We start from the raw sequence: 23,427 nt of genomic DNA, 5'->3' as shown, positions 1-23,427 counted from the left end.
ATAAAAAAGTATGCAGTATTCAGTTTACTGTCTTCAGTTAAAAAATCATTTATAAAACAAAAAAAATCCTTTTCCAAATTAATAAAAGAACTAAGTTTATATCGCTTTAAAAAAAATGATAAAATAAAAAACCCGAAAAGTTGAGGGAACCTTTCGGGCGCATAAACAAGTAAGTTCAATGTGTGTAATTTTAGTCTACATTATCGTGTAGAAAAGAATTATTATTTCGCAATTGAATATCGTCGTTATCATCTAAACCAATACTGGTTCGCGACATATCGTTTTCAGAGGAGTGTTTGGCTTCTTCTAAATTTACGCCTTGACGTTTATAAGCGGGCGTTTTTTCGATATCATCAATTTTAGCGCTATTGAATTTATAGTTGAACTCTTTCATCTTCCGTCTGCGTTCGTCTGCGCGTTCTTTCAATAAATCCGAAATTGGGCTATTCAATGGGTCTACCTCCTCGCTTGCCGATTCTTCATTATTTTCTTGAGGCAAAACTTTTTTCTCAAAAACAATATCGTTGTCAATTTCCTCTTCAACGTCCTTGGATTTTGATGCTTTTTTATTTATTGAAGACTCCACTTCAACATAATCATCCAAAGCATAACGTATATCACCTTTTTCGTTGGTTTCGTTTACGGTTATAAGCTCCACATAATCATTAACCGGAATGTTTTTTGCTTCTTCATTTAGTTGATGCGACACAACGTCATCGTTGTTGCTGTCTTCATCAGCATCTGAAGATAATGGCAAATCGAAAGTTAGTGTGATTTGTTGTTCTTCTTCGATATAATCTGAAATCACCTCAACATCGGTCATGTTTTCAACATCGCTAGACATTTTTGTTACAGGCTTGATAATAAAATCCTCTTCTTCAATATGATTGGATTTTACTTCATCATAAACCACATCGATATTTTTAATGATTTCTGAAGTTGGAATTAAATTGATGTCCTTTGAAAAATCGTCAACAATATCCTGTTTTACTACCGCTTTTTTTGTAGGTTTTACAGGTTCTTCATCCAAATCTAAATCTAAAGTATGCCTAACAATCGGTGTTTCTTTTTTCTCTTCTAATTCAACAATAGGTTCAATAATTACAGGATCTTTAGCTTTAAGGCTAATATCTTCTTCTTCGTTTAAAGAGTGCACTACTTTTTTGGTTTCCGTATTGGAAATCTCGTCTTGCTGTTCAATATTAAAACCGGTTGCAATAATAGTAACCGCAATGGATTCTTCTAAAGCCTCGTCTTCGCCTACACCCATAATAATGTTAGCACCATGGCCGGCTTCGGTTTGAATATGGTCGTTAATTTCCCCAATTTCGTCAATGGTAATTTCGTGCGATCCGGAAACAATTAAAAGCAACACATTTTTAGCGCCCGTAATTTTATTATCGTTTAATAATGGTGAATCCAATGCTTTGCGAATAGCATCTTGCGCACGGTTTTGACCGGATGCCAAGGCAGACCCCATAATGGCCGTTCCGCTATTGCTTAAAACGGTTTTGGCATCGCGTAAATCGATGTTTTGTGTGTAGTGATGCGTAATAACCTCAGCTATACCACGAGCAGCAGTAGATAGCACTTCGTCGGCCTTTGAAAAACCAGCTTTAAAGCCAAGGTTTCCATAAACCTCGCGAAGTTTGTTATTGTTTATTACGATTAAAGAATCGACAACATCCCGTAATTTTTCAATACCTTTTTGAGATTGCTCGATACGCATTTTACCTTCAAAAGCAAAAGGCATGGTTACAATACCAACGGTTAATATATCCAAATCTTTTGCCATTTTAGCAATAATTGGTGCCGCACCGGTTCCGGTACCTCCGCCCATTCCGGCCGTTATAAACACCATTTTTGTGTTGGTGTCGAGCATGGTTGAAATATCGTCAAAACTCTCAACTGCCGATTGCTCGCCAATATCCGGGTTCGCGCCCGCTCCCAATCCTTCGGTTAAATTAACGCCTAATTGGATTTTGTTGGGAACACCACTGTTGTGAAGGGCTTGTGCATCGGTATTACAAACGTAAAAATCGACGCCTTTAATACCTTGTTGGAACATGTGGTTAATGGCATTGCTGCCGCCACCGCCAACGCCAATAACTTTAATGACATTTGATTGATTCTTCGGTAAATCAAATGCAATGCTTTCGAATTCTTTTTTGCTGCTCATAAATTCTGTTTTACTGGGGTTTTGTACTTTATATTTTTAATTCAATGGATTTATAATCATTCTGCGTTATCTAAAAAATCTTTAACGCGTTCTGTTAACTTATCAAGGAACGAGCGTCGTTCTTTAACCGGTTTTTCCTTTATTTCTTCTTTAGGAGCTTCAGCCTCTTCAATTTCTTTTTGTTGCTGTTGCTCAATCTTTTTTCGGTCTTCACGTTTTAAGCCATCTAAAACCAAACCTACTGCGGTAGCGTACAGCGGGCTTGTGATATCCTCATCACTATCGCCTGCCAAATGCTCGTTCGGGTAGCCTATTCTGGTGTCCATGCCCGTTATATATTCCACCAATTGCTTTAAATGTTTTAACTGCGCGCCGCCGCCTGTTAACACAATGCCCGCAATGAGTTTCTTTTTTTGCTCTTCGTGACCGTAGTTTTTAATCTCAACATAAACCTGCTCTACAATTTCAACAACACGCGCATGAATTATTTTGGATAGGTTTTTTAAAGTGATTTCCTTTGGCTCTCTACCTCGCAACCCCGGAATAGACACAATCTCGTTGTCTTTATTTTCCCCGGGCCATGCCGAACCAAATTTTATTTTTAAAAGCTCCGCTTGTTTTTCAATGATGGAGCATCCTTCTTTTATATCTTCAGTTATCACATTGCCTCCAAATGGGATTACCGCTGTATGCCGAATGATACCATCTCTAAAAATGGCTAAATCGGTGGTTCCGCCACCAATATCGATTAATGCTACGCCCGCTTCTTTTTCCTCTTGACTCAATACCGCATTTGATGAGGCCAATGGTTCTAAGGTGATGCCTTCTAAATTTAAACCAGCACTTTGAATGCAACGCCCCACATTTCGAATAGACGATACTTGCCCAACAACCACATGGAAATTAGCTTCCAATCGTCCGCCGTACATCCCGATGGGTTCTTTTATTTCGGCTTGCCCATCAACCTTATATTCTTGTGGCAACACATGGATAATTTCTTCACCGGGAAGCATCACCAATTTGTGTACTTGGTTAATCAGTCTGTCAATATCGTTATCGTCAATAACGGTTTCAGAATTAGAACGGGTGATATAATCGCTATGTTGAAGGCTGCGTATATGTTGCCCCGCAATACCAACGGTTACGCTAATAATTTTCATATCGGCTGCAGCTTCGGCCTCTTGAACGGCCTGTTGGATAGATTGAATGGTTTGGGTAATATTATTTACCACACCACGATGCACACCCAAACTTTTAGATTTACCAATACCCAAAATTTCGACTTTGCCGTATTCGTTTTTACGACCAATCATAGCCACAATTTTTGTGGTTCCTATATCTAATCCTACTGCTAAATTATGCTCCATGGTTTACGTTTTGCTCAATCATTGAGGTTTTACATTCAATGCTTTCACCGTTTATTAACTTATTCAATTTAGTTTACTGCACACTACTTGGTTTTCAAATTGCAAATTGACTTTGCTATAGCTATTAAGCGTTTTGTCTTTTTGATTTTTTTGATAAAACGCCTTTAGGTTATTGATTTTCTTATCTAAAAAATCAACGTTGCCTAATTGAACTATAAAATTACATTGCCTAAGTTTTAAGTAGATTTTATTATTGGCACTTTGATGAATTTCAATAACATTCTTTTTCAGAAAATCATCGTTCCTAATTTTATGGGCTACTTTATAGACATTTTTTAAATTATTTTTTTCAACATAACCAGTAACTAACGGCACTCTTGCCGAATAATTATTTGATAACGGCATGTATGAACCTTCGTCATCAATATAATAAGACGCATTTGTGCTTACTCTTGCAATAGGTGTTTTTTGTTCAATTTCCGCGTTAAGTGTACCATTAACAGCAACATACACTTCCGCAGTTTTTATCATGGGATTAGATTTTAGGGCGTTTTCTAATTCATTCAAAACTAAAGTTTCTTTGGGTACATTTTTAACCCCTTTGTAATTTTGTATTAACAATTTACTAACAGCCTCATTAGTAATAAAAAGGTTGTTTTCGCCAATAAATTTCACCTGCGGTTTGCTAATTGTTCTTTGTCCGTTTCTACTTGAAGAAAAAGCAAACAAAAACACTACCAACCCTAGCAGACAAATCATTTTTATGTAATTCCAGTTAACTCGCAAGGCTCAATTCTTTTTTAATGTGTTTTACTTCTTCGCCAATATCGCCAGCCCCCATAGTCAATATGATTTGGGCATGACTTTTTTGTATGGTTTTTAACAAATTGGCTTTACTAACCAACTGCTTGTTTTCATTTTTTATTTTACCCAACAACCACTTGGATGTTACGCCTTCAATGGGCGCTTCGCGAGCTGGATAAATATCTAACAATACAATTTCGTCGAACTGCGCTAGGCTTTTAGCAAAATCGTCAACAAAATCGCGTGTTCGTGAGTACAAATGAGGCTGAAAAATAGCCAATATTCTTTTTTTAGGATACATTTCCCGAACCGCTTGATGCACCGCATTGATTTCTTCTGGGTGATGCGCATAATCGTCAATAAACACTAAATCCTCGGTTTTTATTTGATAGGTAAACCGACGTTTAACACCTTTATAAGATGCTAAAGCTTTGGCGAGCTGTTGGTGTGGGCAACCATATTCTACAGCCATCGCCAAGGCTATTAATGCATTCGACAAATTATGTCTACCAGGTAGGTTAAATTCTAAATTTTCAAGTACCGTTTTTGGTGTTTTTACATCAAAAACATAGGTACCGTTTTCTATTTTTAAATTTTGAACGCTGTAGTCTGAATGGTCTTCAATACCATAAGTGATGCCTTTTAATGGCAATCCGTTTTTAACAAACAGCTTTCCGTTGGTCTTGATTCGTTTTGAAAAATCCTTAAATGAATGTATTAATTCTGAAGCTTCTCCATAAATGTCCAAATGGTCGGCATCCATGGAGGTTATGCATGCCAAATCTGGCGATAAGGTTAAAAATGATCTATCAAACTCATCAGCCTCAACCACGGAAACTTCAGTTCCTTTTAATATTAAATTCGAATTATAATTTTCGCTAATGCCTCCTAAAAATGCCGTTAATTCAACACCGCATTCATACATTAAATGCCCTAGAATACTAGTTGTTGTTGTTTTTCCGTGTGTACCTGCAACGGCTAAGCAATAGGTGTTTTCGGTTATCAACCCTAAAACCTCAGAGCGTTTTAACACCTGAAAACCATGCGCTTTAAAATAATTTAATTCGGTGTGCTTTTTAGGAATTGCCGGCGTGTACACCACCAAAGTGTTTTCGGGGTTTAAAAAACTAGCATCAATGTTTGCAACGTCATCATCAAAATGAATTTGAATATTTAAAGCCGACAACGCATCAGTAATTGCAGTTGGCGTTTTATCATAACCAGCCACATGTTTGTTATTGGCGTGAAAGTAGCGCGCCAAAGCACTCATGCCAATGCCGCCAATGCCAATAAAATAGATGTTATGTTTGCTTTTTAAATTCATTTATTTTTTGAGCAGTTTTTCTACTTCGTCTACTATTTCTTTTGTGGCATTAACCAATGCCAGTTTTTTTATGTTTTTCCCCAGTTCTTTTTGTTTTTCTGCGGAAGCGATTAACTGCGAAAACTTGTTCTCGAAATCGGCATCTAAATCTTCTTCTTTTATAATTAATGCCGCATTATTTTTAACCACAGCCATGGCGTTTTTGGTTTGATGGTCTTCGGCAACATTTGGCGACGGTATAAAAATTACGGGTTTGCCCACAATGCACAACTCCGATACCGAAATGGCTCCAGCTCTGGAAATCACAATATCGGCAGCGGCATAGGCAAAATCCATATTATTTAAAAACTCATAGACCTGTACGTTTTTTGTGTTTCCGTAAATTTTATATTGCTGGTAATACAGCTTGCCGCATTGCCAAATTATTTGCACGTTTTGAGTATCTAAAAAATCCAATTCTTTTTCAATCAACTCATTAATCCGTCTTGAACCCAAACTGCCGCCAATGACCAAAAGCGTGAATTTTGCGTGTTTTAAATTAAAATGGTTTTTGGCTTCAACCGTTTTAGTGTCAATATCCAACAAATCCTGGCGTACTGGATTTCCTGTTTTAATCAATTTATCTTTTGGGAAAAACCGCTCTAAATTATCGTAAGCCACACATATTTTATCCACTTTTTTTCCCAACAGTTTATTTGTAATGCCCGGAAAAGAATTCTGCTCTTGTATTAAAGTTGGAATCTTATTTGAAGCAGCCACATACAACAATGGCCCGCTTGCAAAACCACCTGTGCCAATGGCAATATCGGGTTTAAAGGCCTTAATGATTTTTCTGGATTTAAAAAGGCTACTGTTCACTTTAAAAGGAAACGATAGGTTTTTTAGAGTCAGTTTTCGTTGAATTCCAGAAATCCACAAGCCTTTAATATCATATCCTGCTTGGGGCACTTTTTCCATTTCCATCCTGTCTTTTGCACCAACAAATAAAAATTCAGCATCGGGATAACGAGACTTAATTTCGTTTGCAATGGCAATAGCAGGATAAATGTGTCCGCCTGTGCCTCCTCCGGAAAGGATAATTTTATATGTGTCTTTTTTTGCCACTAATTCACGAATGTTTTTTTTATAAATCTACAAGGTTTTTGAAACCTTGCAGGATAACTTAAATCGCTTCCGATAGAATTTCTAACGGATTATCTTCACTGTTTTCTTGTTCTTTTATTTCTTCTCGTTTTGCACTTACGCTTAGTATGATACCAATAGCTAAACAGGTCATCCAAATAGATGTGCCTCCACTACTAATTAACGGCAGGGTTTGCCCTGTAACGGGGAACAATTCTACTGCCACGGCCATATTAATTAACGCCTGAAACACAATGGGCAAGCCCACACCAAGCACTAATAGTTTGCCAAAAATGGTGTCTGATTTCTGCGCTGCTATTACGATTCTGAACAACAGCCACATGTATAAAATCATGATGGTAAAGCCACCCAACAACCCGTATTCTTCGATAATTATGGCGAATATAAAATCGGATGAGGATTGCGGTAAAAAATTCTTTTGTATGCTTTTTCCCGGACCAACACCTTTTACACCCCCAGAAGCAATGGCGATTTTGGCTTTTTCAATTTGGTAATCGGCCACGGTATCTTCAGGGTCGGAAAAACTTTCTATTCGGCTCATCCAAGTATCCACCCTATTTGGCATAGCATCGGGAAATGCTTTTGCTATCAACACAAACATCACCAACACCAAAACACCCGAGCCTATAATTACGGCTAAATACCGAATGGGGTATCCGCCCAAAAAAACCAACATAACCACCATTAAAAACATAATGGCTGCCGTTGAAAAGTTAGCTGGAAGTATGAGCACCAATATCAAAAAAACCGGCAACCAAAGCGGCAATATAGACTCTTTAAATGTTACCGCTTTGTCCTTTATTTTAGACATATAACGCGCTACATAAACCATTAATACCACCGATGCAAATGTGGAAGTTTGAAACGACATGCCCACAATGGGTATTTGTATCCATCTACTAGCATTTGCGCCTTCAATGGTGGTGCCTTGCAACATGGTAATGCCTAACAACACCAAGGCCACAGGAACCAACACCAACGAAAGGCCTTTAAAATATCGATATGGAATTTTATGCACCCCATACATAATAACAAACCCTAAAAACAAATGCATAAAGTGCTTGACAAAAAACGCAAACGTGTTACCGTTTCCGCCCCGATAAGCCAAATTACTTGCAGCACTATACACTGGTAAAAACGACAGTATAGCCAACAGCGCCACAATAGCCCAAATCAAACGATCTCCTTTTATGTTTTTAAATAGTGTTTGCACTTTTATTATAAATTTCTTACTGCATTTTTAAACTGACGACCTCGGTCTTCGTAATTTTCAAACAAATCGAAACTGGCACAAGCTGGCGACAACAATACGTTATCTCCAGATTCGGCAATTTTATAAGCTATTTTTACGGCTTCAGACATAAACTGTGTTTCAACGATGATGTCAACCATATTTCCAAACGTGCGCATCAGCTTTTCATTATCGGCACCCAAGCAAATAATGGCTTTTACTTTTTCGTTTACAAACTGAAACAATTCTTCGTAATTATTGCCTTTATCTGTTCCGCCAACAATCCAAACCGTAGGTGCATCCATACTTTCCAAAGCATAATATGTCGCGTTTACATTGGTTGCTTTTGAATCGTTTATGTACTGCACTTTATTGATTTTCAATACACTCTCCAAACGATGCTCGACACCTTGAAAATTTTCTAAGCTTTCGCGAATGGTTTGCTTTCTAATTTTTAATAAATGTGCTACTGTCGAGGCAGCCATAGCATTTTTAACGTTGTGTTTTCCCTCTAATGCTAGATTTGTTGTTGGCATAATTATCTGGTTGTTATCTATTGTTATTATTATATTTTGTTTGTCTAAATACGCGCCATTTTTTATTGTTTTTGTCAACGAAAATGGCAATAATGTGGATTGAACTGGATGGTTTTTTAAATGATTGGTAATCACGTCGTCATCGGCATCGTAAATCAAATAATCGTTATTTGTTTGATTCATCGCTATTCTAAATTTTGAAGCGATATAGTTTTCAAATTGATTATTATACCTATCTAAATGATCGGGCGTTATATTGGTAATCACAGCTATTTTTGGTTTAAAATCGATAATATCATCTAACTGAAAACTACTAATCTCAAGCACGTAATTTTTAAAATCGTCTTCTAAAATCTGTTTTGCAAAACTGTCGCCAATATTGCCGGCCAACCCCACATTTAACTCTTGTTTTAAAATATGATGCGTTAAGGTTGCCGTTGTGGTTTTACCATTGCTTCCTGTAATTCCTACTATGGTTGCTTCGGTGAATTTTGATGCAAACTCAATTTCTGAAACCACCGGAATTTGATATTCGCGAATTTGTTTTACCAAAGGCACTTTATCTGGAATTCCCGGACTTTTCATGACGATATCGGCTTTCAAAATTTTACGTTCCGAATGCTTTTCATCTTCCCATTCAATCTCATTATGTATAAGAACTTGTTTATATTTTTCTTTTATTTTTCCTTTATCGGAAACAAAAACATCGTATCCTTTTGCTTTTCCCAAAAGCGCTGTTCCCACACCACTTTCTCCTCCGCCAAGAATCACCAACCGTGTCATCTATCGAATTTTCAATGTTACAATCGATAGAATAGCCAGCAGTATGCCCACAATCCAAAATCGCGTTACAATCTTACTTTCGTGATACCCCGATTTTTGATAATGATGGTGCAATGGTGACATTTTAAAAATGCGACGTCCTTCTCCGTATTTCTTTTTGGTATATTTAAACCAGCTCACTTGCATAACCACCGATAAATTTTCTGCTAAAAATATACCGCACAATACAGGGATCAGCCACTCTTTACGCACCGCTATGGCGATTACCGCTATAATGCCGCCAATGGTTAAACTTCCCGTATCGCCCATAAACACTTGTGCCGGAAAAGCATTGTACCATAAAAACCCAATGAGCGCACCCACAAAGGCGGCGATGTAAATTGTAATTTCTTCCACTCGTGGGATGTACATAATATTGAGGTATTCAGAGAAAATAATATTACCCGAAACCCAAGCAAAAATGCCCAAAGTGAGCACAATTATGGCCGATGTTCCGGCTGCTAATCCATCAATGCCATCGGTAAGGTTTGCACCGTTTGACACGGCAGTTATTATAAAAATGGCAACTAGAATAAAAATAACCCAAGCGTATTTTTCTAAATCCGGGCTTATCCAAGTGATTAATTTTGCGTAATCAAATTCGTTTCCTTTTACAAAAGGAATGGTTGTTTTGGTTGATTTTATTTCGTCTTCAAATAATTTTGAAGGTTCTATTTTTGGATTTTCGGCTAAAAGCTCTTGCCGCACTTCTAACGGAAGTTTTTCTTTCATGGTCACATCGCTATGAAAAAACAATGTGGTTCCAACAATGATTCCCAAACCTATTTGCCCTAGTACTTTAAAACGTCCTTTTAAACCGTCTTTATCGTTTTTAAACTTCTTTAAATAATCGTCTAGAAAACCAATAACCCCCATCCAAAGCGTGGTAATAATCAGTAAAATAATGTATATATTTTCTAGTTTGGCGAACAACAAAACCGGAATTAATGTGGCAAGAATAATAATGATACCACCCATAGTTGGCGTGCCTGCCTTTTCTTTTTGACCTTCCAATCCTAAATCCCTAATGGTTTCTCCCATTTGTTTTTTTTGAAGAAAACGAATGATTCTTTTTCCGTAAATAGTAGAAATTAGCAATGATAAAATCATAACCAATGCTGCTCTAAAAGTTAAATAACTAAAGAGTCTTGCTCCCGGCACTTGGAATTCGCTTTCTAAATATTCAAATAGGTAATACAGCATTTATACTATTTTTTATTGCTTATTTTTATTATTTATTGTGGATTCCTGCCTTCGCAGGAATGACAAAAATTATTTCTGTAATTGTTTTAAAAATTCCTGTACTATTTTATAATCATCAAAATCAAAGCGTTCGCCTTTAATTTCTTGATAGGTTTCGTGCCCTTTTCCCGCTATTAAAATAATATCGTTAGGTTGCGCCATTTGGCAGGCCGTTTTAATAGCCTGTTTTCTATCGGTTATGGTTACTGTTTTTTTAAAATTTTGAGGCTCGACCCCTTTTTCAATATCTTCAAGAATGGCCTCCGGTTTTTCGCTTCGCGGATTATCGCTTGTAAAAATCACTTTAGTGCTTAATGCCGAGGCTATGTGTCCCATTTTTGGACGCTTGGTTTTGTCTCTATCGCCACCGCAACCAACAACCGTTATTAATGCTTCGTTTTTGGTACGGATACTATTAATGGTTTCCAACACATTTTTTAAGGCATCAGGCGTATGTGCATAATCTACAATGGCCGTTATTTTTTCATCTGAAATGATGTATTGAAACCGCCCGCTAACACTTTCCAATTCACTAATCAACCTTAAAATCTCCACTTTTTCCAAGCCCAATAATTCCGCGGTAGCGTAAATTGCCAATACATTATACGCATTGAAATTCCCGATAAGCCGCGTCCATACTTCACTGTCGTTCACTTTTAGCAATAAACCACCAAACTGGTTTTCCAATATCTGCGCTTTATAATCGGCATAGCCTTTTAAAGCATAGGTGTACTTTTTCGCCTTTGTATTTTGCAGCATGACCAATCCGTTTTTATCATCGGTATTCACAAGTGCAAATGCTTTTGACGAGAGACTGTCAAAAAACACTTTTTTTACATCGCGGTATTCCGAAAATGTGTTGTGATAATCCAAATGATCGTGAGACAGATTGGTGAAAATGCCGCCTTCAAAATACAATCCCTCAATTCTATTTTGATGAATGCCGTGAGAGCTCACCTCCATGAAGCAAAACTCGACACCGGCTTCGTTCATTTCCTTTAAATACCTATTTATGGTTAACGAATCTGGAGTGGTATGAGATGCTTTGTACGTTTTATTATCGACTACTATTTTTACCGTTGAAAGCAAACCGACCTTAAACCCCGCTTTTTTAAACAATTGATACAGTAAACTTGCCACGGTGGTTTTTCCGTTGGTTCCCGTAACGCCAACAAGCTTCAAATTTTCTGAAGGCGCACCGTAAAAATTTGATGCCATAAACGCCAAAGCTCTGTTGGAATTATCCACTTCAACATAGGTAACGCCATCAACCAAATGTTCCGGCAATGTTTCGCAAACAATGGCTACGGCTCCGTTTTTTATAGCGACATCAATAAATTTATGCCCATCAACCACATGACCTTTAATAGCGACAAACAAGTCAGCTTTTTTAATGTTTCGCGAATCGAAATGAATAGCATTTATAGACACACTCGTGCTCCCAACAACGGCGTTGATGGTTACTTTGTACAGTATGTCCTTTAATACTATCATGATGCTTTTAAAACGATGGTTTGATTGTTTTTTAGTTTTATGTTTTTACTGATAGATTGCTCTTTTACAGTGCCACTACCGTTTAGTTTCACTTTAATGTTTACATCCATATTTTCCAATAAGGCCACGGCATCCATAGCGGGCAACCCAACTACGTTTGGCATAATGGTTTTATAGGTCTGCGCTGTTTTATAAAAGCTTTCGTATTCTTTTTCAGTTGATGCGCTTTTAACTTCTAATGACGCAACCTCATCAATAATGGGCGTATCGGTAAATATTTTTTGAGCAATCTTTTTGAAAACAGGCCCAGATACATCGGCACCGTAATACCCAACACTTTTATCTGGCTCGTGGATAACAACAATGCAAGAATACTTAGGGTTATCCGCTGGAAAATACCCCGCAAACGACGAGATGTAATTCAGTTTTTCCTTATCGCTGTAATCTTTTTGACAAGTCCCCGTTTTCCCTGCCATCGAGAAATTTTCAGAGTACAATTTATTACCCGTTCCGTGCTTTTTCTCAACCACGTTCTTTAATAATTGCTGCACTTTGGCTACAGTTTCTTTCGAGCATATACGCTCGTTTATCACCTCTTTTTCAAAAGGCACAATGGTTTCATCAAACTCTTTAACCTCTTTTAAAAACTGCGGTTTTACCATTACGCCATCATTGGCAATCGCGTTATAAAATGTTAGGGTTTGCAGTGGCGTAAACGACACACCGTAACCATACGCCATCCATTGCAATGCAATACCGCTCCAGCGTTTGTTTTTTATTCTCGGGTCTGGAATAATCGGACTGGGTTCGCCAATAATGGGCAATCCTAATTTTTCATTCAAGCTCATACTGTAAAGCCTATCGACAAACTTGCTTGGATTTTTCCCATAAGCCTCATCGATAATCTTAACGATTCCTGTATTTGACGACACTTCAAAAGCTTTGGCTACCGATATTTTACCATAGCCGCCATGTTTTGAATCTCTTACTTTTTTTCCATAAAATGACAAGATCCCTTTTTCGGTATCAACCACATCACTGGTATCAATCACCTTATCTTCAAGAGCTGCAGCGAGCGCCATGAGTTTAAATGTTGAACCCGATTCGTGAGATTCTCCAACGGCATAATTCAAACGTTCGTAATAATAGCCTTTACTATTTCTACCTAAATTAGAAATAGCTTTCACCTCGCCCGTTTCTGTTTCCATGACCACCACGCAACCGTGGTCTGCCTTGTATTTTTCCAACTGCTCCAAAAGTGCATGATGCGCGATATCTTGAATGTTTACATTAATGGTGGTGTACACATCGTAACCATCTTTGGGTTCAATTTCATTAGCGTCGCTTAACGGTTTCCATTGACCTTTTCCTATTTGCTGTTTTTTTCTTTTTCCGGGCGTGCCTCGTAAATACTGAATACCGTACGCGCCATCAATCCCTGGTCGTGTTACATTACCATCCTCATCAAAACGCTCGTAACCAATGGTACGTTGTGCAATGCCACCCATGGGATGCTCGCGTTTTGTAGTTTGTTTTACAATTAATCCGCCTTTAAAAGCACCAAGATTTAACAATGGAAAGTTTCTGATTCTGATATAATCCGAATACCCAATATTTCTGGCCAACAAATAATATCTGTTTTTATTCGCTCGGGCTTTTCTGATTTCCTTTTGATAATAATTAGACGATTTCCCCGAGAATTTTGATAGTGAATCGCACAATGGCTTTAAATATTTCTCGAAGGTTTTTGAGGTTGGCGTAATGGCATCAATTCTAATATCGTATTTAGGAACCGAGGTGGCCAACAAATTCCCGTTTGCCGAATACACATTGCCTCTGTTGGCAGGAATAACAACATCTTTAATTATGCGCTCGCTTGCCATGGCTTTGTATTTATCGCCTTGTATAAATTGAATACTCAGCAATTTAAACACCACAGCAACCCCGAAGATGAACATACATCCTGCTATAAAATACAATCGGTTTAATATGCCTTTCTCGTTTACTGCCAAGGTTCGCTTTTTAATTTTGGGATTTTACTTTTATTTTTTTGGGCGGTATCACCGATGGCGACAGCCCTTTTTCTTTCATTTTACTAACGACTGCCGATTCCATTTTGAGGCGCATCAGTTTTGATCTGCCATCAATAAATGCCGAACGCATTTCGTTTACTTCGTTTTTTAATCGTGCAACTTCGTACACCTTTTTATCGGCACTGTGCGAACTTGCAATCATAACAATAGCCAAACCAGATACAAAAAGAATCATGCGCCAATTTTTAAACGAATCGTCGCTCACTAAAAATGTTCCTTTTAATATACTGTAAATGTTTTTTTTCATTCTAGCTTTTTAATTTTCATCATTGTGAGCCTTTTTAGGCGTGGCAATCTGTTTCTTTTTATTTATTAATAAACGTTTTTCAATTCAAGAGATTCTCACGTCTCAAAAAATGCTCCTCAGAATGACACCCTATTAAAGTTTTTCAGCAATTCGAAGTTTCGCACTTCTTGCCCTACTATTTATTTTAATTTCTTCTTTTGATGGCACAATTAAACCGTTTACTTTTTTTAACGGTACTTCAAAATTCCCGAACATATCGCGTTCTGGTTCGCCTTCAAACAATCCGTTTCTTATAAAACGCTTTACCAACCTGTCCTCCAAAGAGTGATAGGATATAAAACTTAAACGGCCACCAACTTTTAATATTTCCGGTGTTTGCATCAAAAACTCTTTTAACGCCTCAATTTCCTGATTCACTTCAATCCGAATCGCTTGATAAATTTGTGCCAACACTTTGTTTTCATTTCGCGGTGGCAAAAACTTTTTCAATACTTTTTTTAATTGCTCGCTTGTTTTTATCGGCTCGTTATCCCGATGCTCCACAATTAATCTCGCCATGGCCGGAGCAGCGCGCAATTCACCGTACTGTAACAACACTTGCTTTATGCGATCTTCTCCATATTCGTTAACCACATTAAATGCAGACAGCTCGTTTTGCTGGTTCATGCGCATATCCAAATCGGCTTCAAAACGTGTTGAAAAACCACGTTCGGCAACATCAAATTGATGTGACGACACACCAAAATCGGCCAAAATGCCATCCACTTCTTTTACACCGTGAAATCTTAAAAACCGTTTTACGAATCTAAAATTCTCATGTATTAAGGTAAACCGATCATCATTAATTGCGTTTTCAAGAGCATCCAAATCCTGATCGAAAGCAAACAACTTTCCGTGTTTACCAAGTCGTTTTAAGATTTCCTTACTGTGCCCGCCGCCGCCAAAAGTGACATCGACATAAACACCATCTTCTTTTATATTTAAACCATCAACGGTTTCTTTTAATAAAACTGGGTTATGATATTCCATGGTCGTCATCGTCTTGTCCCATAACTTCTTCAGCTAAATCCGCAAAATCAATCGCGGCATCATCAATAGCTTGCTCGTATTTATCTTTATCCCAGATTTCGATGATGTTTACCGCTGGAGAAATCACGATGTTTTTTGAAATACCCGCAAATCCAATGAGGTCTTTCGGAATCAACAAACGCCCACTCCCATCAATATCCACCATGCGTGCACCGGCATTAAACCGACGGATAAAATCGTTGTTCTTCTTTTTAAACCTATTGAGCTTATTTATTTTTTGCATCACGGTTTGCCACTCGCTCATGGGATACAATTCCAAACACGGCTGAAACACCGAACGCCTTAGCACAAACCCATCTTCTATAACAGATGCCAATTGCTTTTTCATGCCAGAAGGCATCATAAGCCTGCCTTTGGCATCTACTTTACAATCGTATGTTCCTATTAATGAGTTCAAAGCGATTTATAATCGTTTTAAGGTTTAAGTTTCAAATATATCGAAAATTTTACCACATTTTACCACTTTGTTGCACTTTGTTAATAATTTTTCGATTAAATACCATTTTAAATAGATAATAAATGGCTGGAAATATTTTAACCACTTGCTATCAGTCCCTTACAAAAAAATCTAATTTTATAAACACACTGTTAACATCTTCATTTAAAAACAATTATTCCCTACTTAAATTAAAATGGCTGAAATATGAATGAAATAACTATATTTGTTTAAACGAAAAAAGACTAACCAGTTAATGACGCATCGTTTAAGAAAAGAAAAGAACTATAGCTATATTGAAGTTGGAGAAGGCAAACCCATTATTGTTCTACACGGTTTAATGGGCGGATTAAGCAATTTTGATTCTGTCACAAATTTTTTCAGCAAAAAAGGATATAAAATTATTATCCCCGAATTACCAATTTACAGCATGTCTTTACTTAAGACCAACGTAAAAAGTTTCGCCAAATATCTGCATGATTTTATTGAGTTTAAGGGATATGAAGATGTTATTTTGTTAGGCAATTCGCTTGGTGGACACATTGGTTTATACCACACCAAATTATTTCCAGAAAAAGTAGAAGCCCTAATAATTACCGGAAGCTCAGGCCTATACGAGAGCGCTATGGGTGGCGGCTATACAAAACGCAGTGATTACGAGGTGATAAAAAAGAAAGCGCAAGATGTGTTTTACGACCCTGAAATTGCGACAAAAGACATAGTCGACGAGGTTTACAAAACAGTAAACGACCGCAACAAACTTATTAAAACACTGGCCATTGCCAAAAGTGCGATTAGGCACAATATGGCTAAGGATTTACCGAAAATGCAAACACCAACCTGTATTATTTGGGGTAAAAACGACACGGTTACACCGCCAGAGGTTGCCGAGGAATTCAACGAGCTTTTACCGGATTCGGAGTTGTTTTGGATTGACAAATGCGGACACGCCGCTATGATGGAACACCCCGATGAATTTAACCAAATTCTCGATGCTTGGTTGCAAAAACGCAAAATTTAAATTACCATAACGAGTATAATTAATGAGAATCCCGATAGTTATCGGGATTCTCGGGAATGACAAAAAATGAAAATCAAGACTGCCGAATTTGTAATGAGCAATTCCGATGTTGCAAAATGCCCAAAAAGTATGTTGCCGGAATATGCATTTATTGGTAGAAGTAACGTTGGGAAATCGTCGTTAATCAATATGTTAACCAGCCGAAAAAGTTTAGCAAAAACTTCGGGCAGACCAGGAAAAACGCAACTTATCAATCATTTTTTAATTAATAAAAACTGGCATTTAGTCGATTTACCTGGTTATGGTTACGCGCGTGTTTCAAAAAGTGCAAAAAAGGTTTTTCAAAAATTTATAACCCAATATTTTGGGTTGCGCGAGCAATTGGTTACCGCTTTTGTTTTGGTTGATATTAGGCATGACCCGCAACCTATCGATTTAGAATTTATGCAGTGGCTGGGTGAAAATGGTATTCCGTTTTCAATTATTTTTACCAAGGCCGACAAGCTGAAACCCAAAGCTATCGAAAGATATGTTGAAGCTTATAAAAAGGTGCTTTTAGAAACTTGGGAAACCATGCCCAATTACTTTATAACCTCATCAACCAAAGACATCGGCAAAGATGAAGTTTTAAACTATATAGATGAGTTGAATGGGAATATGGAGTTATCTTCTAGCTAAAGTTCCTTAAACTTTTCTTTTTTGATTTGTTGAAAAAAAAACTGAACTTCGTTTAGGTCTTGCAACAAAAAGCTATGTACAACATTTGAGAAACCCTTATAATAGAGAGCAAATGAACCTTGAAGTTGATACATATCTCGACAATTTAAACAAATGGCAAAAGGAGCTATCAAGACTCCGTGACATCGTAGCCAATTGTGGATTGACCGAGGAAATTAAATGGATGCACCCATGCTATACTTATAACAAAAAGAATATTGCATTACTTCATGGATTTAAAGATTACTGTGCTATACTTTTCCACAAGGGCGCATTATTGAAAGATCCAAATCGTATTCTCATCCAACAAACAGAAAACACCCAATCCGCCCGACAAATCCGATTCACCAATCTATCGGAAATTGAAACACTTAAACCCGTAATTAAAGCCTATATCTATGAAGCCATTGAAGTTGAAAAAGCGGGATTAAAAGTAAGGAAGAAAAAAACTTCAGACTTTGAAACACCCGAAGAATTAAAACAAAAATTCATAGAAAATCCAGATTTCGAAAATGCCTTTAATAACCTAACTGAAGGTAGGAAAAGAGGCTATCTTTTACATTTTTATAAGCCGAAACAAGCAAAAACCCGAATTTCGAGAATAATAGAAAATACCGATAAAATCTTTAAAGGAAAAGGGCTGAACGATTGCGTTTGTGGCCTTTCAAATAGATTTCCAAATTGTGATGGCTCTCATAAACAATTGAAAAAAAAGTGAGCTGCTGCACTATACAAATTTTTCAGGTCCATCCTTTTTAGTTACCAAGGTCCCAACCACAACCTTATTCGTATTCAATAGCTTTAAATAAATTATCTTTTAGGCCTTCAATACATAGCAAAATCATTACGGTAACTGGAGCTGTAATTTTAGTTTGTTTTAGTATTTTAGCTTACTAAATTTATAATTGATGAAAAATCACATTATTCTATTCGCAGTGCTTTTTTTAGTCTCTTGCAACAAACAACAAAGCAACTTTCAAAACGATTTTGAAGCGGTAAAAGACAGCCTAAAAACCATTTATGCACCAGATACCCGGGTTGAAGTTTTTGATATTAAGCTAGAAAAAAAAGATAAAACCTTATCCGTTACCGGAGAAACCACCAACGCTGACGTTGTTTCGATTTTTAATGACCAACTCACGCCTTTAATTGATAAAACCGGAGCGTTTCATATTGATTACACCATCGATTTATTACCCAACAAATCTGTTGGAAAAACCAAATATGCCGTTGTTAATAACTCGGTAGCCAACATACGCTCAAAACCCAAACATTCGGCAGAATTGGCAACACAAGCCATTTTAGGAACGGTTTTAAACGTACTGAAAATTGATGGTGATTTTTATTTAATACAAACCCCCGATCGCTATATTTCTTGGGTAGATCACGGTGGCGTTAAGCTAATGACCGCTGCAGAACTAAATACATGGCAAACCGCCCCTAAAATAATATATACCCAAACTTTCGGGCATGCTTACGCATCAAAAAACGCAAATGCGCCTATTGTTTCAGACCTGGTTTTAGGTGCTCAATTAGCGCTTTTGGAAACGGGTAAAAACTTTTACAAAGTAGCTTATCCTGATAGTCGTGTGGGCTACATCAATAAAAAGGAAGCTGTTATTTACAACCATTGGATTAAAACCGTGCAGCCTTCCGGCGATTTAATTGAAAATACCGCAAAACGTTTTGTGGGTTCGCCTTATTTATGGGGCGGCACATCAACCAAAGGAATGGATTGTAGCGGCTTTACCAAAACAGTGTATTTAATGAATGGGTTTGTAATCCCGAGAGATGCTTCACAACAAATTAACGCCGGTGAAGTTGTGGATTCAAATTTGGCTTTTGAAAATTTACAAAAAGGCGATTTATTGTTTTTTGGCAAAAAAGCAACCGATAGCACCAAACAGCGTACCACCCACGTCGGCATTTGGTTAGGCAATGATAAAAACGAATTTATACATGCCGCAAGTCAAGTTAGAATAAACTCCATAAACCCTGAAGCAGATAATTATGACGCCTTCAACAAAAACAGGTATTTAGGTGCAAGACGTTATTTGGGTGTTGAAGATGCTATGATAATCGATTTAAAAAAAGACACCACTTTAAAACTATAACTAAGTACAAACCAAAAACGCTCCAAAAGTTTTTAAGCTTTTGGAGCGTTTTTTATTTTAATGAATTCGAAAATCAATACACTTGCAAAAACTAATCTTTTACAGTCGCTACTTTTTTAATCGTGTATGACATTTTTAAATCTTCAAGAACATTTAAAGCCTCTTCAATGTAGACATCTTTACTTAAGCTTTGATGCCATCTTTCGCGTTTTTCCCTTAAATCCGTGGTGTCACTTTCAAAAAGATTTCTCTCAAAAGCATGTGATGTAAAGGTTAAGTTTGTTTTGTAATTTGATATCGCATCAAAGCGTTTTGATTCCATTTCGTTTAAATCATTGGCCGATTTATAAGCCTCATATTTTAAGGGCACAACGGTATCGTCAATTTTACTTTTCACCCATTTGGCATTCTCTTCAATAAGCTTTAACTGTTCGTTATTACGCATGCGCTCATTGCTTCTTTTAATGGTTTCGTCGTAATCAAAATAACCATCCCAAACGGTATAATTGGCAGCATCTATTTCGTCCCAAGGCAAAGGGTTTTGCTTATCTTTTTCGCCTACATCTATAAAACTGAATCGCCCGGGCACCGTAACATCGCTTTTTACACCTTCCAACTGTACCGAACCGCCATTGATTCTGTAATATTTTTGAGTGGTTAAGGCCAACGAACCCAAATCGCCACTGGAACTATTTCTAACTACATTGTTTAAATTTACCACATTTTGCACGGTTCCTTTTCCATACGTTTGTTTGCTTCCAATAATAATGGCGCGCTTGTAATCTTGCATGGCCGCTGCCATAATTTCGGATGCTGACGCAGATATTTCGTTTACCAAAATAACCAATGGACCATCCCAAGTAATGGATTTATCCTTATCTTTTAAAACCTCTTTGGGCTTTGCTGTTGAGCGTACTTGCACAATAGGGCCTTCTTCAATAAACAAACCTGCCATATCTACCACGGCCGGCAACGAACCACCGCCGTTGTTACGTAAATCGAGTACCAAACCTTGCATGCCTTCAGCCTTTAAACGCTCAATTTCCTCTTTAACATCGGTTGCAGCGTTAAGCTTTTTGTAATCATTGAAATCCAAATAAAACGAAGGTAAATTTATAACCCCAAACTTTTTATTGTTTTTCTCTACCAATGACGATTTGGCATAAGTTTCGCCTAACTCAACAATATCCCTGGTAATGGTAATATCTTTAATGGAGCCATCAACTTTTTTAATAGTCAAGGTTACTTTAGTGCCTTTTGGCCCTTTAATCAACTTAATGGCATCGTCTATTCGCATACCAACAATACTAACCGCCACGTCTTCATCCTCTTGTTTTACCTTTAAAATAACATCGCCCATTTCCAGCTCTTTGCCTCGCCATGCGGGACCACCGGATACCAAATACGTTACTTTTATATAGTCCATACGTTTTTGAAGTCCGGCACCGATACCTTCGAGTTTTCCAGACATACGCTGATCGAAAACTTCTTTACTACGAGGTGCCAAATAATAGGTGTGCGGGTCGAACTCTTCCACAATAGCATTTACATAAACGGCAAAATAGTCGTCGCGTTTTAAGTCGTCGATATTATCGTTAAAATATATATCAAGGGATTTTAAGGTAGCTTCTCGCGCTTCCTTTTCAATAGCTTCCTCGGTTTTCATAACATAGGATGGGTCCTTTTCTTTAGCTTGCCGTTCCTGTGTAAAGATGTCATCGTAATTTGTAAGTGTTGAAAACTTAAGTTGTTGCCTCCAACGCTCTTTTAATTCTTTTCGGTTTTTGGCGTAAGCGGTGTTTTCCGAATTCGTATCGAAAACCTCATCTTTGGAATAATCAAAGGGTTGTGCTAGCACTTCCTTGTAAAGCGATTTAGCTTCCTGAATTCGTTTTAACATACGCTCGTGCGTCACATTAAAAAAGGTGATGTCTGAAACTTTTAACTGATCATCTATCGTAAATTTATAATTTTCAAAATCTTTAATGTCCGATTCGTAGAAATAACGTTTTAGGGGATCGACGGTTTCTATATAACCTGAAAATAAGGCTTCCGAAAATTCATCATCCATAGCAATAGGATCGAAATGAAGTTGTTCCAAAACATTTTTAATAATGTGGATTAGCAATTTATCTTTATCAGAATCATCAAATGTTTTAGTGGTAAAACTACATGATGCAAATGCCAGCAACACCATTAACAGCAATACTTTATAATTCCTCTTCATAATATTTTTCATCTGTTTATCTTTTTCTTGAATTTTAAAAAACAACTCCGATTTAGAAAAAATCAATTGTTATTTTTCACTAAAATAAAGAAAAAACCATGCCAACACAGACATTTGCTACTAATTTTTTGTTAAAGCAAAGAAATTAAGTGTTTGCTGACTAAATTATGTATTTTAGCGGTGTATTTACAACCAAAATATGACAAAAAGACCTCTGATTTTAGTAACTAACGACGATGGCATTAATGCTCCGGGCATTAGGGCTTTAATTGAAGTAATAAATACCATTGGCGATGTTGTAGTTGTTGCACCCGATAGCCCGCAAAGTGGCATGGGGCATGCCATTACCATAAACTCGACATTGTACGTTTGGCAAATAAATTCCGATAACGAGTCACAATTGGAATATTGCTGTTCCGGAACTCCTGCCGACTGCGTAAAACTTGGCGTTAGGGAAATATTGGACAGAAAACCCGATTTGTGCGTTTCTGGCATAAACCACGGCTCCAACTCTTCTATTAACGTGATTTATTCTGGTACGATGAGTGCCGCCATTGAGGCCGGTATTGAGGGCATTCCTGCTATTGGATTTTCGTTATTGGATTACAATTGGAAAGCTAATTTTGAAGCCTGTAAACCGTTTGTTAAAACCATTACCGAGAACGCCTTAAAACACGGCATCCCTGAAGGTGTGGTTTTAAATGTGAACATCCCAAATGTTTCAAAAGAACAAATAAAAGGCATAAAAATCTGCCGACAAGCAAAAGCCAATTGGGTTGAAGCATTTGACAAACGACAAAATCCCCAAGGGAGGGACTATTATTGGCTTTCGGGCAAATTTGTTAATTTGGATAGCGGCGAAGACACCGACGAATGGGCATTGGAAAACAATTATGTTTCGGTAGTGCCAACACAATTCGATTTAACGGCGCACAAACATATAAAAACATTAAACAACTGGAATTTAAACCGGTAATGGCATAAACTGAAAACCCATACCAATTGAATTACTAAATAACGGATTGTTTCAAAATTTAAGTAAATGAAAAAAGAAATTTTTATAGGCATGTTTGTAGGATTGATCGCTAACGCTATCGGCCTCATTTTAGCGGCAACTTTTTTAGGCGGCGGTGACGATTTTACTACCGTAATAAAAAGTGCCGCTGCCGAAGGTTTTTTGGGTAAATTAATAAGTTTAGGAGCTATTTTAAATCTGGCTGCTTTTTTTATCTTTATAAAAAAGAAACAGGATTATCGCGCCAGGGGCGTTTTGTTAATCACTGTTTTTATCGCTGTTTTTACCTTTGTATTTAAACTTTTTTAAATCAAAGCGATTTGCTT

General features: G+C 37.3%; 20 protein-coding genes. 6 read left to right on the top strand and 14 right to left on the bottom strand.

The genetic code is table 11. From position 1 onward, the window contains the following. Positions 1-190: 190 nt before the first annotated feature. The 13 genes from ftsZ to mraZ all read right to left on the bottom strand — a co-directional run bounded on the left by ftsZ (position 191) and on the right by mraZ (position 15,968). Complete coding sequence (gene ftsZ / locus RNZ47_RS12910; RefSeq protein ID WP_311940760.1) at positions 191-2,179, bottom strand: cell division protein FtsZ; 1,989 nt, start codon at positions 2,177-2,179, stop codon at positions 191-193. Positions 2,180-2,235: 56 nt separating this feature from the next. After that, positions 2,236-3,546 carry a cell division protein FtsA gene (ftsA, locus tag RNZ47_RS12905; RefSeq protein WP_311940757.1) on the bottom strand — a complete coding sequence of 437 codons (1,311 nt, stop codon included), beginning with the start codon at positions 3,544-3,546 and terminating at the stop codon, positions 2,236-2,238. Between the two features lie 63 nt (positions 3,547-3,609). Next, the gene (locus RNZ47_RS12900) at positions 3,610-4,305 is read right to left on the bottom strand and encodes a cell division protein FtsQ/DivIB (RefSeq protein ID WP_311940753.1); all 696 of its coding nucleotides are present in this window, start codon (positions 4,303-4,305) and stop codon (positions 3,610-3,612) included. Between the two features lie 16 nt (positions 4,306-4,321). After that, positions 4,322-5,674 carry a UDP-N-acetylmuramate--L-alanine ligase gene (murC, locus tag RNZ47_RS12895; RefSeq protein WP_311940749.1) on the bottom strand — a complete coding sequence of 451 codons (1,353 nt, stop codon included), beginning with the start codon at positions 5,672-5,674 and terminating at the stop codon, positions 4,322-4,324. After that, positions 5,675-6,778, bottom strand: a complete 1,104-nt coding sequence (murG, locus tag RNZ47_RS12890) for an undecaprenyldiphospho-muramoylpentapeptide beta-N-acetylglucosaminyltransferase (RefSeq protein WP_311940746.1) — start codon at positions 6,776-6,778, stop codon at positions 5,675-5,677. It abuts the gene before it with no gap. A 58-nt stretch (positions 6,779-6,836) separates the two neighbouring features. After that, positions 6,837-8,030, bottom strand: coding sequence for an FtsW/RodA/SpoVE family cell cycle protein (locus RNZ47_RS12885; RefSeq protein ID WP_311940743.1), 1,194 nt, complete (start codon positions 8,028-8,030; stop codon positions 6,837-6,839). 5 nt (positions 8,031-8,035) lie between these two features. Continuing rightward, entirely contained in the window at positions 8,036-9,367 is a 1,332-nt protein-coding gene (murD, locus tag RNZ47_RS12880; protein ID WP_311940739.1) for a UDP-N-acetylmuramoyl-L-alanine--D-glutamate ligase, read from the bottom strand. Next, positions 9,368-10,609 (bottom strand): phospho-N-acetylmuramoyl-pentapeptide-transferase, encoded by a 1,242-nt coding sequence (gene mraY / locus RNZ47_RS12875; RefSeq protein WP_311940736.1) that lies wholly within the window; start codon positions 10,607-10,609, stop codon positions 9,368-9,370. It abuts the gene before it with no gap. Positions 10,610-10,678: 69 nt separating this feature from the next. Further along, positions 10,679-12,142, bottom strand: a complete 1,464-nt coding sequence (locus RNZ47_RS12870; RefSeq protein ID WP_311940733.1) for a UDP-N-acetylmuramoyl-L-alanyl-D-glutamate--2,6-diaminopimelate ligase — start codon at positions 12,140-12,142, stop codon at positions 10,679-10,681. Continuing rightward, positions 12,139-14,100 carry a PASTA domain-containing penicillin-binding protein gene (locus RNZ47_RS12865; RefSeq protein ID WP_311941910.1) on the bottom strand — a complete coding sequence of 654 codons (1,962 nt, stop codon included), beginning with the start codon at positions 14,098-14,100 and terminating at the stop codon, positions 12,139-12,141. Before RNZ47_RS12865 ends, RNZ47_RS12870 begins: the two co-directional genes overlap by 4 nt. 64 nt (positions 14,101-14,164) lie before the next feature. After that, the gene (locus RNZ47_RS12860; RefSeq protein ID WP_311940730.1) at positions 14,165-14,482 is read right to left on the bottom strand and encodes an FtsL-like putative cell division protein; all 318 of its coding nucleotides are present in this window, start codon (positions 14,480-14,482) and stop codon (positions 14,165-14,167) included. Between the two features lie 132 nt (positions 14,483-14,614). Then, the gene (rsmH, locus tag RNZ47_RS12855) at positions 14,615-15,511 is read right to left on the bottom strand and encodes a 16S rRNA (cytosine(1402)-N(4))-methyltransferase RsmH (RefSeq protein ID WP_311940726.1); all 897 of its coding nucleotides are present in this window, start codon (positions 15,509-15,511) and stop codon (positions 14,615-14,617) included. Then, the gene (gene mraZ, locus RNZ47_RS12850; RefSeq protein WP_311940722.1) at positions 15,498-15,968 is read right to left on the bottom strand and encodes a division/cell wall cluster transcriptional repressor MraZ; all 471 of its coding nucleotides are present in this window, start codon (positions 15,966-15,968) and stop codon (positions 15,498-15,500) included. Before mraZ ends, rsmH begins: the two co-directional genes overlap by 14 nt. A 295-nt stretch (positions 15,969-16,263) precedes the next feature. Between mraZ and RNZ47_RS12845 the strand changes: the two genes are divergently transcribed. The 4 genes from RNZ47_RS12845 to RNZ47_RS12830 all read left to right on the top strand — a co-directional run bounded on the left by RNZ47_RS12845 (position 16,264) and on the right by RNZ47_RS12830 (position 19,859). Further along, positions 16,264-17,028, top strand: coding sequence for an alpha/beta fold hydrolase (locus RNZ47_RS12845; protein ID WP_311940718.1), 765 nt, complete (start codon positions 16,264-16,266; stop codon positions 17,026-17,028). Between the two features lie 66 nt (positions 17,029-17,094). Next, positions 17,095-17,706 (top strand): ribosome biogenesis GTP-binding protein YihA/YsxC, encoded by a 612-nt coding sequence (gene yihA / locus RNZ47_RS12840; RefSeq protein ID WP_311940715.1) that lies wholly within the window; start codon positions 17,095-17,097, stop codon positions 17,704-17,706. A gap of 112 nt (positions 17,707-17,818) precedes the next feature. Further along, a complete protein-coding gene (locus tag RNZ47_RS12835) occupies positions 17,819-18,463 on the top strand; it encodes a DUF1801 domain-containing protein (protein ID WP_311940712.1) in 645 nt (214 codons plus the stop codon). 190 nt (positions 18,464-18,653) lie between these two features. Continuing rightward, the gene (locus RNZ47_RS12830; protein ID WP_311940707.1) at positions 18,654-19,859 is read left to right on the top strand and encodes a C40 family peptidase; all 1,206 of its coding nucleotides are present in this window, start codon (positions 18,654-18,656) and stop codon (positions 19,857-19,859) included. A 91-nt stretch (positions 19,860-19,950) separates the two neighbouring features. Here the strand turns inward: RNZ47_RS12830 and RNZ47_RS12825 are convergent, their stop codons facing one another. Continuing rightward, positions 19,951-22,086, bottom strand: a complete 2,136-nt coding sequence (locus RNZ47_RS12825; RefSeq protein ID WP_311941905.1) for a carboxy terminal-processing peptidase — start codon at positions 22,084-22,086, stop codon at positions 19,951-19,953. Between the two features lie 199 nt (positions 22,087-22,285). Here RNZ47_RS12825 and surE point away from each other — a divergent pair, with 199 nt between their 5' ends. After that, on the top strand, positions 22,286-23,062 hold the full coding sequence (gene surE, locus RNZ47_RS12820; RefSeq protein ID WP_311940704.1) for a 5'/3'-nucleotidase SurE: 777 nt from the start codon (positions 22,286-22,288) through the stop codon (positions 23,060-23,062). A gap of 66 nt (positions 23,063-23,128) precedes the next feature. Continuing rightward, entirely contained in the window at positions 23,129-23,410 is a 282-nt protein-coding gene (locus RNZ47_RS12815) for a hypothetical protein (RefSeq protein WP_311940701.1), read from the top strand. Positions 23,411-23,427: the final 17 nt, after the last annotated feature.

It is taken from the genome of Hwangdonia seohaensis (genome assembly GCF_031932625.1).
GTDB lineage: Bacteria > Bacteroidota > Bacteroidia > Flavobacteriales > Flavobacteriaceae > Hwangdonia > Hwangdonia seohaensis.
The sequence above is the reverse complement of the archived record's forward strand: the minus strand, read 5'-3'. Positions and strand labels throughout refer to the sequence as shown.

Coding starts and splice junctions, on each gene's coding strand:
- ftsZ (WP_311940760.1), bottom strand. CDS start 2,179: ATGAGCAGCAAAAAAGAATTCGAAAGCATTGCATTTGATTTACCGAAG.
- ftsA (WP_311940757.1), bottom strand. CDS start 3,546: ATGGAGCATAATTTAGCAGTAGGATTAGATATAGGAACCACAAAAATT.
- RNZ47_RS12900 (WP_311940753.1), bottom strand. CDS start 4,305: ATGATTTGTCTGCTAGGGTTGGTAGTGTTTTTGTTTGCTTTTTCTTCA.
- murC (WP_311940749.1), bottom strand. CDS start 5,674: ATGAATTTAAAAAGCAAACATAACATCTATTTTATTGGCATTGGCGGC.
- murD (WP_311940739.1), bottom strand. CDS start 9,367: ATGACACGGTTGGTGATTCTTGGCGGAGGAGAAAGTGGTGTGGGAACA.
- mraY (WP_311940736.1), bottom strand. CDS start 10,609: ATGCTGTATTACCTATTTGAATATTTAGAAAGCGAATTCCAAGTGCCG.
- RNZ47_RS12870 (WP_311940733.1), bottom strand. CDS start 12,142: ATGATAGTATTAAAGGACATACTGTACAAAGTAACCATCAACGCCGTT.
- RNZ47_RS12865 (WP_311941910.1), bottom strand. CDS start 14,100: ATGTTCATCTTCGGGGTTGCTGTGGTGTTTAAATTGCTGAGTATTCAA.
- RNZ47_RS12860 (WP_311940730.1), bottom strand. CDS start 14,482: ATGAAAAAAAACATTTACAGTATATTAAAAGGAACATTTTTAGTGAGC.
- rsmH (WP_311940726.1), bottom strand. CDS start 15,511: ATGGAATATCATAACCCAGTTTTATTAAAAGAAACCGTTGATGGTTTA.
- RNZ47_RS12845 (WP_311940718.1), top strand. CDS start 16,264: ATGACGCATCGTTTAAGAAAAGAAAAGAACTATAGCTATATTGAAGTT.
- yihA (WP_311940715.1), top strand. CDS start 17,095: ATGAAAATCAAGACTGCCGAATTTGTAATGAGCAATTCCGATGTTGCA.
- RNZ47_RS12835 (WP_311940712.1), top strand. CDS start 17,819: ATGAACCTTGAAGTTGATACATATCTCGACAATTTAAACAAATGGCAA.
- RNZ47_RS12830 (WP_311940707.1), top strand. CDS start 18,654: ATGAAAAATCACATTATTCTATTCGCAGTGCTTTTTTTAGTCTCTTGC.
- RNZ47_RS12825 (WP_311941905.1), bottom strand. CDS start 22,086: ATGAAGAGGAATTATAAAGTATTGCTGTTAATGGTGTTGCTGGCATTT.
- surE (WP_311940704.1), top strand. CDS start 22,286: ATGACAAAAAGACCTCTGATTTTAGTAACTAACGACGATGGCATTAAT.
- RNZ47_RS12815 (WP_311940701.1), top strand. CDS start 23,129: ATGAAAAAAGAAATTTTTATAGGCATGTTTGTAGGATTGATCGCTAAC.